We start from the raw sequence: 20497 nt of genomic DNA, 5'->3' as shown, positions 1-20497 counted from the left end.
ACCTCATGTGACGCCCGCCTGTTTGCTACTTGCCGATGGTTATAGACTCCAATGCTTGCATAAGGCGCCCCCACCCCGACTCGGTGTTTACCGCATCGTTGATTTCAAGGCGCACGGTATAGGTCACCCCGTTCGCTTCCAATGCATACTCCTGCAAGGTATACGGATTGCTCTTCGTCGCATATTTCACTTCGTATTTCTTGGCTGAAACACCGGCCAAAGCGACATCCGATACGTTATATTTGTAGTTCGCATCCTTCTGCGCATTTTCCTTATGCTCCTGCTCCAGTCGGTTGGCCGTCTCGTCAAGGGCCGAACGGTCCTCCGCCTTTATCGTGAAGCTGCCCCCCTCGAAGCTAAACCGCTTCACCTGCGCTTCGCTCTCTTCGCCATAGCCGCTGTTCCATAGCTCGGGCACCCGAAGCGAGTAATGATACTTTTTATTGCTGTAGGCAATCGTTCTGGATTCATCCATCAGGTCTTCCTCATCCTGGATAAAACCTAAGGCTCGGTTCACGGCATCCTTCGGGAAGGAGACGGATTCCGTCATCTCGGCAATCAGCCGGTCGACTTCGCTGCCGCCCTTTGCCCTTGGGTAACTCCAACGCAGCTCGTACTTATATTTGTCCTTCAGTACATACAGTACATGCTCTTCCTTCCATTTATCCCCCATGGTAGTGGCAAAGTGGTTCTCCAATGCAGCGTTCCCGTCAACCGTTACCTCCCGCACCCCGCGGACATCACGAAAGCCCTCCGCATAGCCGGTCAACACCTTCTTTTCCTGCCGATCGGCCCATGCCTTCAAGGTATCGCCTGAGGCCGCGGAGCTTACCTTCACGGAAAGCGTCACTTCTTTATCCTTACTGTAAAATTCAAGCTCTCCGCCGTACTCCTCCCGATCCCATTCGGCCGGCAGCTCCAGTGCAAGTCCGTACTCAGTGCTAACCGTCTTGTTCGTTTGGTAGACCGAAATATCCTTCAGCATCGAATCGTCCGGGTCAAATGCCAGCGTAAACGAATCCAGAAGATCGTAGTAGCTGTTTCTTTTGGCCGGATTCAAGTAATGCTCTTCCTTCTCGATAGCCAAAATGACATAGTACAGCTTCTCCTCCTTCCAGAAGACCCGTACCTCGTAGTACCCTCCATCCTCGTATTTGCCTAACAGCTTCGCATAAGGCTGCGGCGCTTGGTCAACGTATTTACGCTCAAGCACAAGCGCACCCGGCTGCTGTCCCAGCTTACGAAGCAGCGACAGCGGCGAAGGCTCCGTGCTCTGATGCTCCTGGACCATGATATTCACGGCAAAGTCCCCCTTAGCATCGGCAAAGGTAGCCATATTCCCCTCATAGGACTGATCCGCTTGAATCAATCCGGCTGGATATTTCATCGACCAGCCGTAATAGCTGTCCCCGACCCTTGTTTTCCCTTGGTCGGAATCGATGTAAGTACCCTCCGCGTCCTGCACCAGAGCGGTTTCGGCCGTCCGATCCTCCTCCAGCACGAGCTCGACCTCACGGGTCTGCCCCTTGTTCTGAAGCTTGATTTTCACCTTCTGCCCCGGCAGGTAAGCCTTCAGCACCTCATGATATTCGGCCAAATTATTTACTTTAGAAGCATCGATCGACAGCAGCGCATCCCCCTGCTTTACCCCGGCCTTGGCCGCAGGCGTCTCCGGCTCCACATAAGTGACTTCAAGCCCTGCCGCCGTCGGAAGTCCAACCACGGCCTCCCAGCTTTCGCCAAGCTCCAGTCCCAACGACACCCGCTTTACCTTCCCGTATTTGAAAAAGTGATCCAGCACATGCTGAACCGTTCCCACCGGGATTGCAAAGCCCAGATTGTCAACTCCGAAGTCCGTAAACTTCATCGTATTGATGCCTACCACCTGGCCGTTCATGTTCACAAGCGGGCCTCCGCTGTTTCCGGGATTGATGGCGGCGTCCGTCTGAATAAGCTGATGCTGGGATTGCACCGACCGGTCCATTCCGCTAATAATTCCATAAGTAACCGAGTTACGCAGAGCGAAGAACAGCGGCGTGCCAATCGCCATGACCGACTCTCCTACCCTAAGATCCTTCGGCGATGCGAAGACGGCCGGGGTCAAGTTCGAGGCCTCGATCTTCACCAGCGCCAGATCGCTCTCCTCATCGTAATGCGTCGTCTTCCCGCTGTAGGATTTCCCGTCTGCCGTCACAACCGTAATGTTCCGCATATCCTTCACGACATGCGCATTCGTAAGAATGTAGCCTTCGCTGCGGATGATGATCCCTGTACCGTGAGACAGATTGTAGCGGTTCATCTCCCACGTTTTTTTCCCTTCCATCGGCCTGCCTATAATCGCTACCACTGACGAGGTCGTCTTGTCGATGACGGCGGAGAAGGCCTGGGATTCTTGCGCTGTCGCCGCTTGCACTACAGCCCCCGGAGCTGCCGCAAGCAGCATCGCCGCAGCGGTAGTACACAGAATCGTAAATTTCCATGGATGCATTCGCTTCATACATCTGGTGCCCCCTACCCATTGTTTTCCATAATCTATCAAATCTATCATATGTATCCGACACTAGCAATAGAAAGATGGGATAGAAGAGCACGTGATGAATGAAAATAAACAAGGAAAGGCGGAAGCCGCATATAGCGGCACTGCCTTTCCCTTTTACCCCTTATACCGCTGCTCCGCATGAAGCCCCAGCCGCTTCAACAGCTCCGCCGCTTCCTGCAGCTCCTCCTCGCTTAAGCCCTCCATCGCCTGCATCAAGGCCAGCTCGTGCCCGACAAAGGCTTCCGCGATGAGCTTTTCTCCTTGCTCGGTGACCTCCGCATAGATCACGCGGCGGTCCGTCGGGCAAGGCTTGCGCTGAAGCAGCCCCTTCTTCTCCAGCTTATCTACAACATACGTAATATTCCCGCTGGAGATGAGCACCTTCTGTCCGATCTGCTGCAGCGGCTGTCGGCCTTTATGATACAGCAGCTCCATGACCGCGAACTCCGTCTGCGTCAAGCCGGACTTCTGGATATCCTCCTCCGCATGCTTGTTCACCCAGTTAACCGCACGATTCATGACGATGAACAGCCTTAATGACAGCTCTTTTCTTCGCTGCATCCCATCCTCATGCTGCATGAGCCTTCACCTCTATTCCATGTGTTTATTACCGTTTCGGATAGAGCGCGTAATCCGGACTGGAAGGCACCTCAATCAGCAGGATTCGCACCGCTTCTTCTCCCGCTGCAATCGCAACCTCCGTCTCCTGATCGACCGGAATCACGCTGAAATCCTTAGGCTGGAAAACATATTCCTTCCCGCCGGCCTCCCATCTGCCGCCTCCTCGGATCGCCAAAGCCGACAAGGTATGTCCCTTTTGTATTCGATGAGTATAGCGACTTTCCTTCTGTAGGGTAACATCCCACATGTGTGCCGGTACCTGCAGCTTGATCGGCGACGGACCGCCAAGCACCGTTTTGACCGTAACCCCGTCCCTTTCCTCCTGCGGGAATTGTTCATGCTGATATTCATTGTAAGTCGGAGCCAGCTTCGTGCTTTTGCTCAAATCCGGCTCAAACCAAATTTGAAAGCCCTCGGCTTCCGGGCCGATGATCCTTTCACTGTGAGATACGCCGGAGCCGGTCTGCATGACCTGCGCTCCGCCGGGGCCTACAATGCTCTTCGTCCCAAGCGAGTCTTCATGCTCCGCCTTGCCTTGTGTCACGTAAGTCATAATTTCAAAGCCCGAGTGAGGATGCGGCGCTATATAGCCTTCCTTGGCTGATGCGAACCATGCCCAATAAAAGAGCGGGCCTACACGCTTAATCACCGAGCCCTCTCCCGGAAAACCAATCGGCTTCTGCTCCGTAATTTTACCTCCGTCAAAGTTTCCGCTTGCCTGCATCGCAGGAGTATAAATTCTAACCATAGTATGCACCCCTCCCTTATTAATAAGCGCCGTATTGCACAAACTCACCGACAGGACGGCGATACCCGCGAATTCTCGGATGGTTCGTCTTCTCTTTGCCGATGGTGATCATCATGACCGGGGCGAGATGGTCGGGAATGTGAAGCAGCTCCCGAACCGCCTGCTCGTCATACCCGATCATCGGACACGTATCCCAGCCGCGGCTCTTGGCTGCCAGCATCAACATCATCGCGGATAGGCTCGCACTGCGGATCGCCTCATCCCGCTGGAAACGCTCATTGCCTTCATAGGATGACTGAATGGTCTGAAGTGTTTGATCATACTGCTGCTGATCCATGATGCCCAAGTGAAGCTGTCCTTCATAAATTTGCTGCGCCTTCTCATAGCCTTTCACATCGCCTAGGACGATGATAGCCGCGGACGCGGTACCCACCTTATGCTGACCGTAAGCCGCCTTTTTCAGTTTCAGCTTCAGCTCCTCTTCATCAACGACCACATAACGGGTATGCTGAAGGTTATAGGCCGACGGGGCCAGCTTAGCAAGCTGGAAGATCTCATTCAGCTCTTCTCGCGTAATGCGCACCGTCTCATCAAAATTATTAGCTGATCTCCTTTGCTCCACTAAGAGCTTGAAGTCTTCGGCTGGTACGGTATTCGTTGTCATGGTTATATCCTCCCCGGAATCAATTGTCTTAATTTTAAGATAATAATTTTTTCTTAATCTCAGATTTGAATATCTTTATATTGAGATAATATCACGGATTGTACCTTCCGTCAACTCGGATAAAAAAAGAACGTGAGAGGTGCTTCCCACGTTCTCGCCATTACCAATCACGGCTTTACAGCCTGAACCATTCGAAGCTCGCCGACCTCCTCGATCAAACGAACCCCCTTCGGCAAAACCGCCTCTACCCTCGTTCGCACTTCAGGCTTCTTATGGAGTCCTTCGCTAAGCAAAGCAACGATCCCTTGGTCCTCCCGAGAGCGGATTAAGCGGCCGATTCCTTGCCGCAGCCTTAGAAGCATATAGGGCAAATCGACCTCCACGAAAGGCGACCTTGCATCCTTGCGCTTCGCAGTAAATACCGGATCCTCCGGCGGATAAGGCAGCGACCAGATGATGACATTCGACAGCGACGGACCCGGCACATCGAGCCCCTCCCATAAGCGCACCGCGCAAAGCACGCTTTGCTCATCCTCTTGGAAGCTTTCGATCAGATAGCTGATCTCCTGATCGCCCTCGAACAGGAAGCGAAACCTTCTGCCTTCCTCCCGCTGTCCGATCTCTTTTTTAAAATGCTCCAGCTCCTCCCGTGTCGGGAAGAGGATCAGCGCTCTTCCTTCGGTAAGCTGAAGGAGCTCAGTCGCTGCGATCATTTTATCCGCAAAGGCTCCTGTCGCGGCCACCTTCGGGGCAATAACCTGCATATGCCGCTCATAATCGTAAGGCGAATCGACGGTGAAGGAAAGATACGACTCAATACCGAGACTCTCCGCCGCATAGCGGAACGAGCCGTCCACCGACAAGGTCGCTGAGGAAAAAACAATCGGCATGCTTTTATCAAACACCCGCTCGCCCAGCACTTCCTTCACGGTTCTCGGCATGATCGCAAGCGTCAGCCCCGTGTCGGAATCCACCGCCCAGCAGACCAGCTTTTCCGGCTGATCGAACAGCACGAGCGCCTTCTGCATCATCTCCAGATGCTCTTCGACGATGCGCAGCTGGTACTCGTTCAGCGTGAACAGACCGCTTTCGAAGACCAGCTCCTCCTCCAGCTTAGTGAGCAGCCTGCGAAACTCGGTAATCTCCCGCAAAAGCTTATCGTCTACGTCGATTCGGCGGCGGTCCGAGCCGGGTACCGGCTTGCTCTGGCGATCCAGCTCACGGAACATGGCCTCGCTTTGGTCGATCATGTCGTCCACCAGCTGTGCCAGCGACTCCCGAACCTCACCCTGCAGCAGCCTGGTCATCAGCTCCTCGAACACCGCGTGCTTAATCCGGTACGTGAGAGCCTTCTGCGCGGCCGATTCCAGCAAATGCCCCTCATCGAATACAACGGCGCAATGCTCCGGCAGCAAAGGCAGCTGCCCCTCGCGTTTCCTGGCCTCATAAGTCCAGACATGCTCCATGTAAAAATCGTGCGAGCAGATGATCAAATCCGCCGAACGTCGGTAGTGCTCGCGGGATAACGTCTGTCCGCAGCGATGACGCTTATCGCACACGAGGCAATCCTGGAACGCATCCCAATTCATCCGGCTCCACTGCTCGTCGTTCATCTCCGGATACTGCTTCCGATCGCCGTAGGCATGGAATGCCTGCAATGCCTCGCGGGCATGGACGAAGGACGGAAGCTGCTCGTACAGCTCCTGGTACTGCTCCCCCTCGTCGTCTCCAAACCGTGCTTCATCCAGCTTCACCAAGCAAAGGTATTGATCGGGAGATTTGGCGAGACGGGCATCAATGTCGAGATCCAGGTGCTGCATTAGCTTGGCGATGTCCCCGGTAGGCTTCACCAGCTGCTCGATCAGTGTCTCGTCGGCACAGGCAATAATCGCCGGCTTGCGCGTATAACGCGCATAACAGACGGCGTAAAGCAAGTACACCAGCGTTTTTCCGGTGCCTACCCCCGCCTCTGCAAAAATGGTACGCTTCTCGGCAAAAGCCCGCTCCAGCTGATACGCCATGTAAATTTGCTCATCCCGAACCTCAAATCCGGCCTCCGGCAAAATATCGTAGAACACATCCCCTACCCATTCTCCTACCTGAGGAACGAAGGGCTGAGAGGGATCATAATCGAAAGGGTAACGCGGCACGGTCAGTAAGCCTCCAATGTCTTGCTAGTATAAGAATCATTGCTTCAGACATGGTTATTTCTACAAGCAAGGGGCAAGCTCCTTCTTATCATACCTGTCTTTCATCCAGAATTCCCCTTACCTAAGCTTCCCATGCACAATAAAACGGGTAAGAGAGGGCTTTTTCCAAAGAGAGCAGTCTGTGGATAACCAATTCTGTGGATATGTTGACGAAAAAGAACGATCTATACACAGGACTGGGCTTAAAGCCTGTTGATTCTGTGCATAACCCTGTGGATATCCGCTCGAATAGAGAGAGGAAAATATCATATCACATTTTCTAAATACACAGTTGTGAATCTTGTATGGCAAACATAGAGTAGTAGGGAAGCATCCTATTCGGCTCATGGAGAATTTGAGGGAGCAATCTTACGACTTAACACTTGGGGGTAGCGCCATATGGCCAACGTAATGATCATTGAGGATTCCAGCTTTATGAGGCTCATTCTGAAGGATATCATTGCTAAGGCAGGACATAGGCTTGTGGGCGAGGCGGAAAATGGGCTGACCGGTGTCCAAAAGTACCGGGAGTGTCAGCCAGATCTTGTTATCCTGAATATCATCATGCCGGAGATGAACGGCATAGAGGCGCTTCGTCACATACGGCAGATCAACCCGCGGGCCAGAGTGATTATCTGCTCGGCAATGGGTAATCAGTACAGCGTCATTGAAGCGATAAAAGCGGGGGCGATGGATTTTGTCGTAAAGCCGTTTGATGCCCCCCGCATGATTAGCGCCATGGATCGCGTTCTTCATAAGCTGTAGCCTTGCAATCGCTTCATTTCCATTGTCTAGCTCGTTCCACCTCTTCGTCCGTCACATCCTTAGCTGCATAACGAACCTGGTAATAGAGCTTCAACAGGAGGCCCGCCGTTTCTTCCTTCGGTCCGTACGTTCGCTTGCTGCGCTCGGCTGCTTCCTTACGCAGCAGCTCATCTCCCGTTTCCTTAGGTGTCAAATAAGGCTTCTTCTCATACCCGTGGGCTGCTCCCACCCGCAGCCATTCCCGGTACAGGTAACGGATTCGATCGCGATTCGTGGTTTGGTCTTCCCATCTGTCTCTTACGCCGCCTTTCACCCGGTCCAGCCACACTTCCCGCCAGCGGCGACGAGCGCTCTCCCAAGAAAACACACCGCTTTCAATATCCACATAGCCTTGCTGATACTCCTTTGGGACTTCGCGCCGAAGCATGGAGATGATCTTGGCTGCGAAGGCGCGGAGCTTCTCTCCGCTATTCCGGTAGAGCCAATACAGCGCATATCCCAGAAGAGCAGCCAGCACCAAGGCGCACACCGTATAAAAAAGCAGGTTCAGCAGGTAGCTCAGCAGTCCCGGCTCCTCTTGAGGCAAGCCCATCGGCGGACTTGGAGCCGCCGGCTGCTGTTCCACCCGCTGCATTTCCTTAGGAGTGCTTCTAAAGAGCCAGCCCAGAAGCAGCCGAAGGAAGGTCCACAGCTGCTGGCCCATGTAGCTGCCGGCCAAAGCTGCGAGCCCAATGGATACGGCAAGCACGCCTCCCACGTACCATCGGTTATGCGTTCGGATGGCGGCCGGAACTGCAGCGGCGGAGGCTTTGTTTTTGGACAGGCTGGCATACCTTAGGAAGCGGCTGTTCGTGGTAAACACGACAATGATCAGGCAGAACATGCCGGCCCAGGTAAGCAGGGACAGCTTCGTCTCCAGCTCAGGCCAGTAGCGGAAGAAGAACGCTGCAAGCAGGTAGCCTGTTATGCCAACCCAGTGCAGGGCCTCACTCCGGGAGCCGCTTGTCGCGCGTAAGCCTATCAGCACTGCTGCGATTCCCGGCGGCGCCAGAAGCAAGGAACGCCAGTCCGTCCCTGTAACGGCGAATGCGAACAAGCTGCCAAGAGCTACTGCGGTCAATCCTCTTGACCAATGGTATCTCAGCCTATTGCCGGTCATAACTCCTATTAAGGATAAAAACGCCATTCCTATCAGCCAATATAGGCTTTTCTCAGGGAGAATATATACATTGACCAGCAGCCAAAGGGGCAGCAGGAGCAACAGCTCGAACAACGCCCTGCTCCATGATCGGATTACGGGTTGGATGGTCATGCGATCTCTCCCTTCCGCTTATTCAGCTCCGGAATGTGCATCCACTCGACCCCATTACCCCTTCGCTGCAAAAGCTCGGCCGTGTCGCGCAGCTCCTCTCCTTGATGGCAGGAGAGGATAAGAATATCCATATCGGCTGTCCCCGCTTCCATTTCCCGCTCCAGAAGCCAGCTCATTTTGACCACCGCCTCCAGCTCCATTCGCGCCATCGTTTGAAGGATATCGAGCAGCTGCGAGCTCCCGCCTTGCGGTGTCAATCGGATCGGCACCTTGTCCCCGCCCTGCACCCAGCCGTTGCATACAAAGCCTGTCTCGATGCCGTGACGAATTGCATGTTCAGCCACCGTGGCGGCATAGCGCAGCCCCTGCTCGATCCGCTCCGGATCGGTTACGGCCGCCCACATCTTCTCATGCGTCTCCAGATTGAGACAGAGAAGCAGGCGGTGATCGGCCGTGTAATCCTTGCTGTGCACCTGCAGCTCGCCGGTCCGCGCCGTCGCCTTCCAATGGATCGACGAAAGCGGGTCGCCTGCACGGTATTCCCGAATCCCTGCCGTTAGGAACGGATCCTCCACGATCCAGCGGCGCACGGTAATCTCTCCGAGCCAGCTGTGGTTCGGCAGCGGAAGCTCCTGAAGCGGCTGCACCGCCGGATATACGAGCAGCTCCAGCGACAGCGGAAACCGCTTATTGATCTGTGCAATGCCTAGCGGATCTCCGGTTGTCATGGTAGCGGAATCAAGCTTATACCAGCCCCGCTTTGCACACAACACCTGATGCTTGCGGACAATCTGGCGGTACGGGCGCAGGCTGAACATGCTGATGTGATTCTGGAACAGCTCGCCGCTGCGTATGTCCAAATTCGCCTGTCCCCCGAACAGGAGGCCTCGGCCTAGCAGCGACTCCAGCCGCAGCCAAGGCAGCGGAAGCAGCTTACGGTTGACAATGCGCTCGACCATTTCCACCGTCTCGCCTTCAAATACGGCGGACCGGGTGAACTCGCGGTGATAATCCAGATGATGTAGAGCCCGATATCGATACAGCCAGGCAATGAGCGCAAAAATGACAACGACATCGATGATTAGCCAAGTCAGCAGCATCGATCGCTTACCTTCCCCGCGATAAGGCAGGGCCCTCTGAAGGCACTTCCACCTCGTTCAGCAGCCGCTTCAGGACGTCCTCGGAGCGGCCCTCCCTTACCCTCATGGCTCCTTGCAGCAGGATCCGGTGGGTGAGCACCGGCAGTGCCATTGCCTTGATATCATCCGGCTCGACATAATCTCTTCCCCGTACCAGGGCATAGGCCTGTACCGCCTTCAGCAGCGATTGCGTCCCCCGCGGGCTAATGCCGAGCACAACATCGGGGTGCTTCCGTGAAGTCTCCGCTAAGCGCACGATGTAGCCGAGCAGCTCCTCCGCAATATGGACTCGGGATGCTTGCGCTTGGGCAAGCCGTACTTCGTCCAAGGTGACGGCAGCCTGTAAGGTTTGCAGCGGGTTGGCCTCCTGGAAACGGCGCAAAATCCCCACTCCTTCCTCAAAGCTGGGATAGCCCATAGAGACGCGCATGAGGAAACGGTCGAGCTGGGCCTCCGGCAGCGGAAAGGTGCCTTGATTATCCACAGGATTTTGCGTGGCGATCACGAGGAAGGGCTTCTCCAGCTGATGCGTTTCCCCATCAATCGTAATTTGGCGCTCCTCCATGCACTCCAAAAGGCTAGACTGCGTGCGGGGTGTGGCCCGGTTTATTTCATCCGCGAGCAGGATGTTCGTGAACACAGGACCCGGCCGGAACTGAAACTCGCCCAGTTTTTGATTGTAATAGTGGATTCCGCTCACATCGGACGGAAGCAGATCGGGCGTGAACTGAATACGCTTGAAGGTGCCTCCGACAGCTTGGGCCAACGCCTTCGCCAGCAGCGTCTTGCCTGTGCCGGGCACATCCTCCAGCAGAACATGGCCGCCGGCCAGCAGAGCGGTCAGCAGGAGATCGACCGTATGCTCCTTTCCTACGATCACGCTGCCTACGCTTTGCCTTAGCCTCTCAATCATCGCTGTCAGGTTTTGCATTTCCATGGGACACCGCCTCACTTGTTCATTGAACCGTTTTTTTCCATCATACCAGAAAGCGCTCCCAGCGCCTACAGGCCAATTGATCCTAGAGTGCTTTCAGCGATTGGACGCCTTCAAGCGCTCGATTACTCCACCATCCACCCCCATTAATCGCACTTTTGCCACTGCTGACCACCGCACACCCCAGTTTCGCACCTGCAATTGCATTTCTGCGATTGGACGCCATCTGGCGCCCGATTTCTCCACCATCCACCCCCATTAATCGCACTTTTGCCACTGCTGACCACCGCACGCCCCAGTTTCGCTCCTGCAATCGCATTTCTGCAATTGGACGCCATCTAGCGCCCGATTACTCCACCATCCACCCCCATTAATCGCACTTTCGCCACTGCTGACCACCACCCACCCCAGTTTCGCCCCTGCAATCGCATTTCTGCGAATGGACGCTGCCAACGCCCCACAAACAGCGAAAAGACGGCCCCCAAAAGGGACCGCCTTGGCTTCTTACGGATAGAACGTGCTCTTCGGCGTGGTGATCGGGCACCAGCGCGAACGGAGCAGGAACGGCAGCAGCACATCCTTCGCGGCAGGCGTGCCGATGCACTTGAGCGCATCGACGGCATGACCACGCACGTAGCGGTTCTCGTCATTCAGCGCAACGGCAAGCTCCGGCACGGCGCCGTCAGCTGATGCGCCAAGGCGTGCCAGCGACAGCCCGGCGGTAAACCGTACCTGCACATCCTCATCTTGCAGGCAGCGGATGAGACCGCCCACCACACTATCCACAGGCGTACCGATCAGGCCGAGTGCTTCTACAACAATGCGTCTCACCGGCGCATCACCGCTGCTCAGCAGACCGTTCAAGCTTGGAACAGCCTCCGCTGCCATCTCTCTCAGCTCGCCCAGGGCGAAGGCAGCGTGCATAACCGTCTCCGGACGCTCGCTAGCCAGCGCCGCTGTCAAGCCGGATACTGCTCCCGCTCCCGCTGCGGATAGGCCGTAAGCTGCGCTGCGGGACTTCTTAAGATCGTCTCCATGCAGCACCTCCAGCAGCGCGGCAATGCCTGCTTCACCCCTGCGCGCAAGCTCATACGCTGCATTCAGGGCCTCCGGCTCATCCGCAGTCCGAAGCTGCGCCGCCAAAGCCTCCACTTGCCCTTCTTCCGCCGCGCAAGTATCCGCCAAGCTGCCGACCTGCCCGCTTAGCCAGTTCCATGTCTCCTCCCATAATGTGTCACGCTGCACAATCGGAGTGCTGAAAGCAGCCGGCTTTCTCCACTCCTTCTCCACCCGGTTCCAGGAAGGAGCGGTGGGCGCTTCCGTCCGCATGAACTCAAACTTCAGCATATACCGTTCTTTCCCCAGCAAATTCGGGGTGGAGCGGTGCCAAATATCGTAATGGATCAAGGCAAAGGTGCCCGCCTTGCCGGCTGCAACCGCTTCCCCTTCCGGTTCATCGGTCCCGAAGGTCTTGGTCTCATCATACTGCGTCCCCGGCATTACGCCAGTCGGTCCCAGCTCGATCGGCGTATCTTGGGGGAAGTACATGACCATGGCCCACCAAGGATGTAGATTGCGTATTTTGCTATAGCCCCAGTAGCTGTCTTTATGCCAGCCGCCGGCTTTCGGCGACGCATTGTAATGGCCGTGGCGATGGCAGTGCATCATATAGTTCGGTCCCAGCACGCTGGTCAGGGCACCGTTCACCACGGGGTGGTCGAAAACTTCCTGCAGCTCCGGGATCCGGGGGAGCAGGTTATTGCCCGGGTTGCCCTCCTGCTCGTATACATAGCTCAGCTGCTCCACCAAACGCTGATGATACTCCTCCGATAGATCGGTTTGCAGAATGAGGAAGCCTTCCGTAATGAATGTGCGCATTTGTTCGTCTGTCAAAAGCAATGGAGCGGATGTACCCATGATTTCTACCTCCCGGCAATTTGAACTTGTTTCGTATGATGACCTTATTATATAAACCGCTTGCCGGAGAGAACATGCACGAAGATAATCCAAGTTTGCACAAAAATAAGGTTTTATCAGACAAAAAGAAAATGAAACCAATCCTCCCGCCCAACGTATAAATTTCAGGAAAAACAAAATATGCATTGCCTGGAGGAGCCTGTCACTATGGGATAGCTATGTCTAATAGCGCCTATAGTTGTCGGGCTCCTTTTGCATGTTTTTCCCCATTATTCGCATGCTAAGAACGATATGGAAAGGATGAACTTGTGTCATGCTCATTTTTGAACTCGCAATTATTTTATTAGCTTCCAAAATCGCAGGGGATCTCAGCGTCAAGCTGGGCCAGCCTTCGGTACTCGGCAAGCTGCTTATTGGGATTGTGCTGGGTCCGAGCGTCCTTGGCCTCGTCACCAATACGGATATTTTGAAGGAGATTAGCCAAATCGGCGTCATTCTTCTGATGTTCATCGCCGGACTGGAAACGGATGTCGATGAATTCAAGCGCACTGGGAAAGCCTCCACATCCGTTGGGATAGCGGGCATTCTCGTTCCGTTCGCGCTTGGCTATTTATCCGGAACGGTCATCGGGCTCCCTCCGATTCAATCCGTATTCCTCGGCCTTCTGCTGTCCGCCACCAGCGTGAGCATTTCCGTGCAGGCACTTAAGGAAATGGGCAAGCTTCAGTCCCGGGAGGGGACTACCATCCTGGGGGCGGCCGTCATCGACGACGTTCTGGTTATTGTAGCCTTAGCCTTCGTGATGAGCTTTGCCGGTGGCGATGTAAACCTCGGCATGGTCGTGATCAAGAAAGTGATCTTTTTCGCAGCAGCTATCCTGTTCGGATGGAAGGTGGTCCCCTGGATTCTATCCAAGTTCGCTCCTCTCCGTGTGACCGAATCGGTTATCTCCGCTGGACTCATTATCTGTTTTGCTTATGCTTACTTAGCGGAGATGGCCGGCGTAGCCGCCATCATCGGGGCCTATATCGCCGGTGTCGCCATCAGTGTAACGAAATTCAAGCATGAAGTTTTCGAAAAGGTCGAAACCGTCAGTTACTCCATCTTCGTCCCTGTTTTCTTCACATCCATCGGGGTGACGGCAGAGTTTGTCGGCATTACCCAAAATATCGGACTCATTATACTTTTAAGCATCGTGGCCATCGCCAGCAAGCTGGTCGGTTCGGCTGTGGGAGCCAAATTGACCGGCTTCGGCTGGCGAAGCTCCTGGGGCATTGGGGCAGCCATGGTTTCCCGGGGAGAGGTCGCACTGATTATCGCGGCGATGGGCCTGGAGGCCAGCCTCCTCACCCAAGATATGTTCGCCGTCCTCGTGGTGGTCGTATTGATTACAACGCTCGTGACACCGCCGATGATGAAGCTGTTTCTTAAGGATAAAAGTCCAGCGGCAGGGTAAAAGTATAAGGGGTATCCCGAACGAAAGGAGCGATGCGACATGAAGGACGATATTCAAACGTATGCTACCGATCAATGGACGGAGCAGGACCAAAAAACGAACGGTCAGCCAAAGCCCCAGGCGAAGCGCAGCATACCGCAAGCGAATACCGACAAATCCGGCGGTACTAAAGCGTAAAACGCCATGAAGAAAGGCCTATGCGGTGCGCCCGCATAGGCCTCTTTTACATCGACACGGAAGCTCCTGCGCTCCTCCCTGCCCGCTTCAGCATGCTATATGCCAAAAGCGAGGTCACGCATCCCAAAATACCGACCATTAGGAAGCCTGCCTCTAAGGAAAGCCAATCCCCCGCCAGCCCCATAATAAGCGGTCCCCCGAACATCCCGAGACCATAGATCGCTTGATAGAAGCCCATAGCCGTCGCACGCTTGCCGGTATCCATATGCTTAATGCTCAGCGACATCAGCACCGGGGAAGTGAAGCCCCTGCCGAACCCGGCTAACGCCTGCGTTGCCATCAGCAGACCCAGCGAGGAAGTAAAAGGAATCATGACGGTGAAGAGGCCGCTCATAATAAAGCCAAGAACGATCGTACCCGTCTCACCCAGCCGGCCGGCCAAATGTCTTCCGCCGAACCAAGCGGCGAGCGCTGTAGGGAATGTCGAGAAAAACGTCAGCAGCCCCATATCGAGCTTGGTTGCGCCGAGCGACATAGCGTACACCGGCGTAAACCCGAACACGGTTGCGAAGGTAAGTACCTGAAACAAAATCGACAGGAACGACACGGTCAGCAAGGTGCGGTCCTTGGCAACCTCCAGCACGCCCTCGAACGTAATTTTTTGCGCTTGCCGATCGACCTTCTCAATAAGGAACAAAGCCCCTATTAATCCTGCTATCCCTACGGCCGCCCCGATGAGGAAGGAGGACTCCCAGCCGTAACGGTCCGCAAACCAGCCTCCAAGCAGTATCCCGAGCATTTGGCCGAGTGAGTTATAGAAGGACAAGGTGCCCATCGCTTTCGTCGTTTCCTGCTTCTTGAAGTAGCTGGCGAACAAGATCGTGAAATCGACCCACGTCGCTGCTGCAGCGCCTGCGAGTGCACGAAGGATGAGAATCCAGGTCACCTCCTGCGTGACCAAGATGCCCAGGCCGGCCAGCACCGAGAACAGCATACCGAAAATGATAAATATTTTCCGTTTATGAAACCGGTCGGAGATGACACCCACAGGGATACGCAGCAGCATCTGGCTAAGCCCGTACATGCCTACAATGAAGCCGGCCGTCTGGTGCGAGGCGCCAAGGTATTCCACGTAAGCCGCCAGGATCGGTACACAGGTATACATCGAAAACCAGAACAGCAGCGTGACGGTGCAAAATAACGGGATGCGATAATTCGTCTCCAATTTCTCCATGATCAGACCACTCCGTTCGTAAGGACGATATGTGTTCCTTTCATCATAGTGGATGCGGTCTGTTATGAGAAGATAGCTGCTAAAGATTTTGCAGTGCCCGTACGCATGGTATAATGATGAGGAGCATTTTACATAGAAAGGGTGGACTTATCTTGGATTTCATACTGGAAACCATCGAAACGAAAATAGAGTTCTTCGAGGCCTACGACCTAAAGACACTGGAGAGGAAAATCGAGGAGCAGATCAACAACAACAAAGCGCTGCTGCTGGATGTTCATGCCGTACAGCACCAGGTCACCTTCGACCCGAACGCCGGCAAAATGTTATATACGGCGTCGGTTCATTTTCGCGTAAAATAGCTTGCCTCGTTGTATACAAAAGTATACAATATAAATACATCTTATAAATGATGCATGCAGCGATCGCGATGTCATAAGCTTAAACATACAGAGGTGCACAGATGCCCGAAACCTATCGAAAATCCAAGGTGGAGCATTACGTAGCCCGGCTCGCCTTGCGGAAGAACGCTCTGCGGAGGCAGCTCGAGCAAGAGGAATTTTCGGAGATGAAGGATTTTCTGAAGGGCCAGCTCTCCGCAATTGACTTGATTATTGATGAATTGAATGCGGAGTTCGCCCTCTGTGAAGCAACGACTAAGGAAGAGGGGGAAAACTTGTGAGTATCGAACCTGTCTCGTTTCAACATCAAACGCAACCGCAGCATAGTCATTTAAAAACGGGAAAGCTGCTTCGACGGGGTGTCTTCATGACACTAGGCGCAGCGCTCGTATCCGTAGGCTTGGAAATTTTCCTTGTGCCGAACAACATTATTGACGGCGGCGTCGTAGGGATCTCGATTATTACCTCCGCCCTATCCTCAATGCCTCTGGGTCTCTTTCTATTCTTATTCAACCTTCCTTTCCTAATCCTCGGGTACAAGCAAATCGGCAAAACGTTCGCCTTATCTACGCTGTACTCGGTTCTGTTAATGTCCGTCGGAACCACCCTTCTGCACAGTGTGCCGCCTATAACTATAGATCCGCTGCTTGCCGCCGTGTTCGGAGGCATTATTCTCGGCATCGGAGTAGGCCTGGTCATCCGGTCCGGGGGCTCCTTGGACGGAACGGAGATCGTGGCCATCCTGTTCAGCAAGAAGAGCGCCTTCTCAGTGGGTGAGATCGTGATGTTCATTAACCTGTTCATCCTCGGCAGCGCAGGCTTCGTCTTCGGCTGGGACCGTGCAATGTACTCCTTGATCGCGTACTACATCGCCTTTAAGATGATCGATATCACGATCGAAGGCTTCGACGAGTCCAAGTCCGTATGGATTATCAGTGATTACAATAAGGAGATCGGCGACGCCATTCTCTCCCGTCTTGGCCGCGGCGTCACCTATCTGAACGGGGAAGGCGGCTTTACCGGCGGAGCCAAGCGCGTTATCTTCTGCGTCATCACCCGTCTGGAGGAAGCCAAGCTGAAGACCATCGTGGAGGAGCTGGATCCGTCGGCCTTCCTGGCCGTCGGTAATATCCACGATGTGAAGGGCGGCCGTTTCAAGAAGAAGGATATTCACTAGTCTTGGTAAACAAAGGACCCTATCAACCGCAGTTCGAGCGGCCGATAAGGTCCTTTGTTGTTGTCGATTAGATTTCAATATCCACGACGATGCTGTCTTCCCGGCCAACCTCACGGATGAAGGCCGCCACGGCTTGGTGATGAGGGTTCGGGCCGTACGCCTCGAGCGCGGCGCGATCCTCGAAGCGAACGGATAACACCACCTGATAGCCTTGGTTTTTCGTGGAAAAGTTAATTCCCGCCTGCAAATCAACGATACCTGTCAGATGCTGGCGAAGCGCCTTGAAGCGGTCCACAACCTCCTGCAGCTGCTCCTGTGTCGTCTGTTCGCCGAATTTCACTAGTACAATGTGATCAATCATGATTCCTGCTTCCTCTCTTCTGCTCCAAGATAAGTAACACTATACCACGGAAAGCAGTTGAGAGGAAATCCCTGGGGAAGGGACACCCCGGGGTTAGGGATTCCCTTCGCGATGGGTGGAGACGCGTTATTTTTTCCTTCCGCCCAGCGCCTTCTTCTTCACGGATCCCTTGCGCCGGCTGACCTGGGCTAACTCATCTTCTCTCTTGTTCCAGCCCTGATGGTAGTCGTGCTTATCATGATACTGGCCAAAATGTCCATGATGATGACCGTGATGATGTCCATGATAACCGTACCATCCTCCTCCCTGTCCCCAATAGGGAGGATAGTACATCGGCGGGTACGGAAGCGGATAGAGCGGCGGTTTGTTTCCGTATCCGTACATTCCAACATCATACACATTGCCATAAGGGTTAAAAGCCATTGTTTACATCTCTCCTTTGGATCATCCATTGCCATACCAATTTATGCATATAAAGGAAAGCTGGTGGCTTGCCTATGCCGAATTGGGCGCTTAGCTCTCGATTGGGTTTCCTTGCATAAGAGAAAATGATTCAACCCTTCCCTTAGGTCATCGTTTATACTGAACGGTAGAGGTGATTTTGACGTGAAAATCAATGAACTCGCAAACCGGCTCGGCCTTACGCCCCGGGCCATTCGCTTATATGAACAAAAAGGGCTGCTGAAGCCGCAGAGAAACGCTGATAACGGGTATCGCGACTATTCGGACCAGGACGCTTGGCGTCTGCAAACCGTCGCTTCTTTGCGGGAGCTGGGACTCGGCCTGCAGCAAATTATAAGGCTGCTTGAGAAGCTGGACCGGGATGACCGCGCCGAGGTGCATCACTATCTGGAGCTGCAGAGAATGGCGTTCACCGCCAAATGGGTGGAGCTGAAGTATGCCATCTCCTGCTTGGATTAGCTGATTACGCGAACGGAGAACAAAGGCAGCCTGGCTCTGGAGGACCTATTTCAGCTCTCCGGCGAGGTGAAGAGGCTTCAATCGGCTCACGCCTCCTGGAAGGACCGCTGGCATTTTGATCAGCTTGCCGTGCGCTTCGACGAGGCCGCCGCGCAGCTTGCTTCCGGCTCAGCCGCAACTTCGGAGGAATATGAATCGGCACTGGAGCTGATAGCGGAGTGGGTTTCTCCGCAGAGAGAGGAGCAGGGCCTCGATATCGGCACCGGGACGGGGAATTTGGCAGGGAAGCTGCTGCAGCGGGGAGCCGACATGGCAGCCGTCGATCAATCGAAGGAAATGCTCTCGCTTTGCCGCAGGAAGCATCCCCAGGTGGCTTGCAAGCTGGGCAACGCCCTCTCGCTTCCGTTTCTGGATCGGCAATTTCACTTCGCCGTCAGTGCATTCGCTCTACAGCATCTCGAGGAAGAACAGCAGCTGCTCGCTTTGGCCGAAATGGACCGCGTCCTGCGTTCAAACGGGCGAATCTGCCTTGCGGGACCGATGTACCTTACGGAAGCGGAGAAAGCAGCCTCCTCGCTGGACAAATACCCTTCCAGCCGCTCCCGGCTGACCGAGTGGCTTCAGCAGCATCATTATGTGACCATAGCCCACCAGATCAGCGAAGGGCTGCATGCCATCTACGGCGTACGCAAGCATTGATTTCGCTTGACCTTGACGCAGCGTTAAGCCTTATCCTACTGGAGAACGTCACTATGCAGAAGGAGGCTGTTATTGCTTGCCGAACCATGATCTTATTTACCTTACTGAAGCGGAACGCTATGATCGGCTGATTGCCAGAATGGATCCGGGAGGCAACATTCCACGTGTGCTGCATAAGCTTGTACCGCTGCCGGGGGAGCTGCAGATGCTCGATATGGGCGCGGGTACGGGAAGGCTCTCTTGCCTGTTGGCTCCGCTCGTGAAATCCATCCTGGCGACCGATGCTTCTCCACCGATGCTGGAAGTGGCCGCAGCGAGACTCACCGGCATGGGTTGGGCGAATTGGAAAACTCGATGCGGAAGTCATCTCTCCGTACCGGCGGAGGATCAATCCTTCGATCTGATTACGGCGGGATGGACCCTTTGTTACCTGACCTCCGCACGTGTTGAGGGCTGGGAAGCCCATCTGGAGCAAATCATGAGGGAAATTCACCGGCTTCTGCGCCCTGGCGGTACTGTCGTCATTTTTGAAAACTTCGGGACTGGTACCGAACTGCCCGACCCGCCTGACTTCCTGACACCTTACTACCGGCTGCTGGAAACGAAATATGGCTTCTCCCATGAGTGGATCCGAACCGATTATCAATTCGAATCTGAAGAGGAAGCGGAGGAGCTCACCCGTTTTTTCTTCGGTGGAGAGCTTGCGGAGAAGGTGCGGCAGAAGCGATGGCAGACGGTTCCGGAGTGTGCCGGGGTATGGTGGAAACGGCGAACGCTTGACTAACCGCGCAAAAGGACAAGTATGTATGGTATCCTTGATGCATAAACATGCAGTATACGACCAGATCATCCCCTTCCAAGGGAAAGGAGCATGCTGAGATGTCCCATCCGGACCAAGCCCAAGATATCGTACAATACTACATAGTCAACGAGGAGCTGCCGATGTCACCCGGTAAAATCGCCGCCCAAGCCGCACATGCCGCCGTAACGATGACTCTTCATTATCTCCTGGGGGATACGAAGCATCATGCCCTCTTTCAAGCGTGGCTGAATGCCGGGCAGAAGAAGATCGTGCTCAAATCAAACGAGCAGCAGCTCACAAAGCTGACCGAAGCAGGCTTCCTAGCCATACGCGATGCCGGGCATACGGAGATCCCGGCGGGCTCCATGACCGTTGTCGTGCTGCCTCCGATGGAGAAAAGCGACGCCCGCCCGCACGTTCAAGGGCTCAAGCTGCTGTAAGAAA

The 20497-nt window shown here is 54.5% G+C and carries 22 protein-coding genes; 10 read left to right on the top strand and 12 right to left on the bottom strand.

Features of this window, described 5'->3' with window-relative positions:
* Positions 1-25: 25 nt before the first annotated feature.
* The 5 genes from QMO62_RS22990 to QMO62_RS22970 all read right to left on the bottom strand — a co-directional run bounded on the left by QMO62_RS22990 (position 26) and on the right by QMO62_RS22970 (position 6722).
* Entirely contained in the window at positions 26-2497 is a 2472-nt protein-coding gene (locus QMO62_RS22990) for a S1C family serine protease (RefSeq protein WP_284644611.1), read from the bottom strand.
* A gap of 156 nt (positions 2498-2653) precedes the next feature.
* The gene (locus QMO62_RS22985; protein WP_284644609.1) at positions 2654-3118 is read right to left on the bottom strand and encodes a MarR family winged helix-turn-helix transcriptional regulator; all 465 of its coding nucleotides are present in this window, start codon (positions 3116-3118) and stop codon (positions 2654-2656) included.
* Positions 3119-3146: 28 nt separating this feature from the next.
* Positions 3147-3908: a pirin family protein gene (locus QMO62_RS22980; protein WP_284644607.1), complete on the bottom strand. Its 762-nt coding sequence runs from the start codon at positions 3906-3908 to the stop codon at positions 3147-3149.
* A gap of 19 nt (positions 3909-3927) precedes the next feature.
* Complete coding sequence (locus tag QMO62_RS22975; protein WP_284644605.1) at positions 3928-4572, bottom strand: nitroreductase family protein; 645 nt, start codon at positions 4570-4572, stop codon at positions 3928-3930.
* A gap of 167 nt (positions 4573-4739) precedes the next feature.
* Entirely contained in the window at positions 4740-6722 is a 1983-nt protein-coding gene (locus QMO62_RS22970) for an ATP-dependent DNA helicase (RefSeq protein ID WP_284644604.1), read from the bottom strand.
* A gap of 438 nt (positions 6723-7160) precedes the next feature.
* Here QMO62_RS22970 and QMO62_RS22965 point away from each other — a divergent pair, with 438 nt between their 5' ends.
* The gene (locus QMO62_RS22965; RefSeq protein WP_284644602.1) at positions 7161-7526 is read left to right on the top strand and encodes a response regulator; all 366 of its coding nucleotides are present in this window, start codon (positions 7161-7163) and stop codon (positions 7524-7526) included.
* Between the two features lie 13 nt (positions 7527-7539).
* Here QMO62_RS22965 and QMO62_RS22960 read toward each other — a convergent pair whose 3' ends face one another.
* The 4 genes from QMO62_RS22960 to QMO62_RS22945 all read right to left on the bottom strand — a co-directional run bounded on the left by QMO62_RS22960 (position 7540) and on the right by QMO62_RS22945 (position 12828).
* Complete coding sequence (locus QMO62_RS22960) at positions 7540-8838, bottom strand: DUF4129 domain-containing protein (protein WP_284644600.1); 1299 nt, start codon at positions 8836-8838, stop codon at positions 7540-7542.
* Positions 8835-9938, bottom strand: coding sequence for a DUF58 domain-containing protein (locus QMO62_RS22955; protein WP_284644598.1), 1104 nt, complete (start codon positions 9936-9938; stop codon positions 8835-8837). The genes QMO62_RS22960 and QMO62_RS22955 overlap by 4 nt, the downstream gene beginning before the upstream one ends.
* A gap of 7 nt (positions 9939-9945) precedes the next feature.
* Positions 9946-10914 carry an AAA family ATPase gene (locus QMO62_RS22950; protein WP_284644596.1) on the bottom strand — a complete coding sequence of 323 codons (969 nt, stop codon included), beginning with the start codon at positions 10912-10914 and terminating at the stop codon, positions 9946-9948.
* 501 nt (positions 10915-11415) lie between these two features.
* Positions 11416-12828, bottom strand: coding sequence for a HEAT repeat domain-containing protein (locus QMO62_RS22945; RefSeq protein WP_284644594.1), 1413 nt, complete (start codon positions 12826-12828; stop codon positions 11416-11418).
* A 313-nt stretch (positions 12829-13141) separates the two neighbouring features.
* Between QMO62_RS22945 and QMO62_RS22940 the strand changes: the two genes are divergently transcribed.
* Positions 13142-14284 carry a cation:proton antiporter gene (locus QMO62_RS22940; RefSeq protein ID WP_284644592.1) on the top strand — a complete coding sequence of 381 codons (1143 nt, stop codon included), beginning with the start codon at positions 13142-13144 and terminating at the stop codon, positions 14282-14284.
* Between the two features lie 39 nt (positions 14285-14323).
* Positions 14324-14461, top strand: coding sequence for a hypothetical protein (locus QMO62_RS22935; protein ID WP_284644590.1), 138 nt, complete (start codon positions 14324-14326; stop codon positions 14459-14461).
* A 46-nt stretch (positions 14462-14507) separates the two neighbouring features.
* On the opposite strand, the gene QMO62_RS22930 is transcribed toward QMO62_RS22935, so the two are convergent.
* Complete coding sequence (locus QMO62_RS22930; RefSeq protein ID WP_284644588.1) at positions 14508-15695, bottom strand: MFS transporter; 1188 nt, start codon at positions 15693-15695, stop codon at positions 14508-14510.
* Between the two features lie 152 nt (positions 15696-15847).
* Between QMO62_RS22930 and QMO62_RS22925 the strand changes: the two genes are divergently transcribed.
* The 3 genes from QMO62_RS22925 (at position 15848) to QMO62_RS22915 (ending at position 17270) form a co-directional block, all read left to right on the top strand.
* The gene (locus QMO62_RS22925; RefSeq protein ID WP_284644586.1) at positions 15848-16054 is read left to right on the top strand and encodes a YrzA family protein; all 207 of its coding nucleotides are present in this window, start codon (positions 15848-15850) and stop codon (positions 16052-16054) included.
* A gap of 101 nt (positions 16055-16155) precedes the next feature.
* Positions 16156-16374: a hypothetical protein gene (locus QMO62_RS22920; RefSeq protein ID WP_284644584.1), complete on the top strand. Its 219-nt coding sequence runs from the start codon at positions 16156-16158 to the stop codon at positions 16372-16374.
* A gap of 86 nt (positions 16375-16460) precedes the next feature.
* On the top strand, positions 16461-17270 hold the full coding sequence (locus QMO62_RS22915) for a YitT family protein (protein WP_284644582.1): 810 nt from the start codon (positions 16461-16463) through the stop codon (positions 17268-17270).
* Positions 17271-17337: 67 nt separating this feature from the next.
* Here QMO62_RS22915 and QMO62_RS22910 read toward each other — a convergent pair whose 3' ends face one another.
* Both QMO62_RS22910 and QMO62_RS22905 read right to left on the bottom strand, forming a co-directional pair.
* The gene (locus QMO62_RS22910) at positions 17338-17631 is read right to left on the bottom strand and encodes a Dabb family protein (protein WP_284644580.1); all 294 of its coding nucleotides are present in this window, start codon (positions 17629-17631) and stop codon (positions 17338-17340) included.
* Positions 17632-17757: 126 nt separating this feature from the next.
* The gene (locus QMO62_RS22905; RefSeq protein WP_284644578.1) at positions 17758-18054 is read right to left on the bottom strand and encodes a hypothetical protein; all 297 of its coding nucleotides are present in this window, start codon (positions 18052-18054) and stop codon (positions 17758-17760) included.
* A gap of 183 nt (positions 18055-18237) precedes the next feature.
* Between QMO62_RS22905 and QMO62_RS22900 the strand changes: the two genes are divergently transcribed.
* The 4 genes from QMO62_RS22900 to QMO62_RS22885 all read left to right on the top strand — a co-directional run bounded on the left by QMO62_RS22900 (position 18238) and on the right by QMO62_RS22885 (position 20493).
* Positions 18238-18552 (top strand): MerR family transcriptional regulator, encoded by a 315-nt coding sequence (locus tag QMO62_RS22900; RefSeq protein ID WP_284644576.1) that lies wholly within the window; start codon positions 18238-18240, stop codon positions 18550-18552.
* A 66-nt stretch (positions 18553-18618) separates the two neighbouring features.
* Positions 18619-19251: a class I SAM-dependent methyltransferase gene (locus QMO62_RS22895; RefSeq protein WP_284644575.1), complete on the top strand. Its 633-nt coding sequence runs from the start codon at positions 18619-18621 to the stop codon at positions 19249-19251.
* Positions 19252-19327: 76 nt separating this feature from the next.
* Positions 19328-20035, top strand: a complete 708-nt coding sequence (locus QMO62_RS22890) for a class I SAM-dependent methyltransferase (protein WP_284644573.1) — start codon at positions 19328-19330, stop codon at positions 20033-20035.
* A 95-nt stretch (positions 20036-20130) separates the two neighbouring features.
* The gene (locus QMO62_RS22885; RefSeq protein WP_284644571.1) at positions 20131-20493 is read left to right on the top strand and encodes an aminoacyl-tRNA hydrolase; all 363 of its coding nucleotides are present in this window, start codon (positions 20131-20133) and stop codon (positions 20491-20493) included.
* Positions 20494-20497 lie beyond the last annotated feature (4 nt).

The organism is Paenibacillus silviterrae (assembly GCF_030167925.1).
GTDB lineage: Bacteria > Bacillota > Bacilli > Paenibacillales > NBRC-103111 > Paenibacillus_G > Paenibacillus_G silviterrae.
The sequence above is the reverse complement of the archived record's forward strand: the minus strand, read 5'-3'. Positions and strand labels throughout refer to the sequence as shown.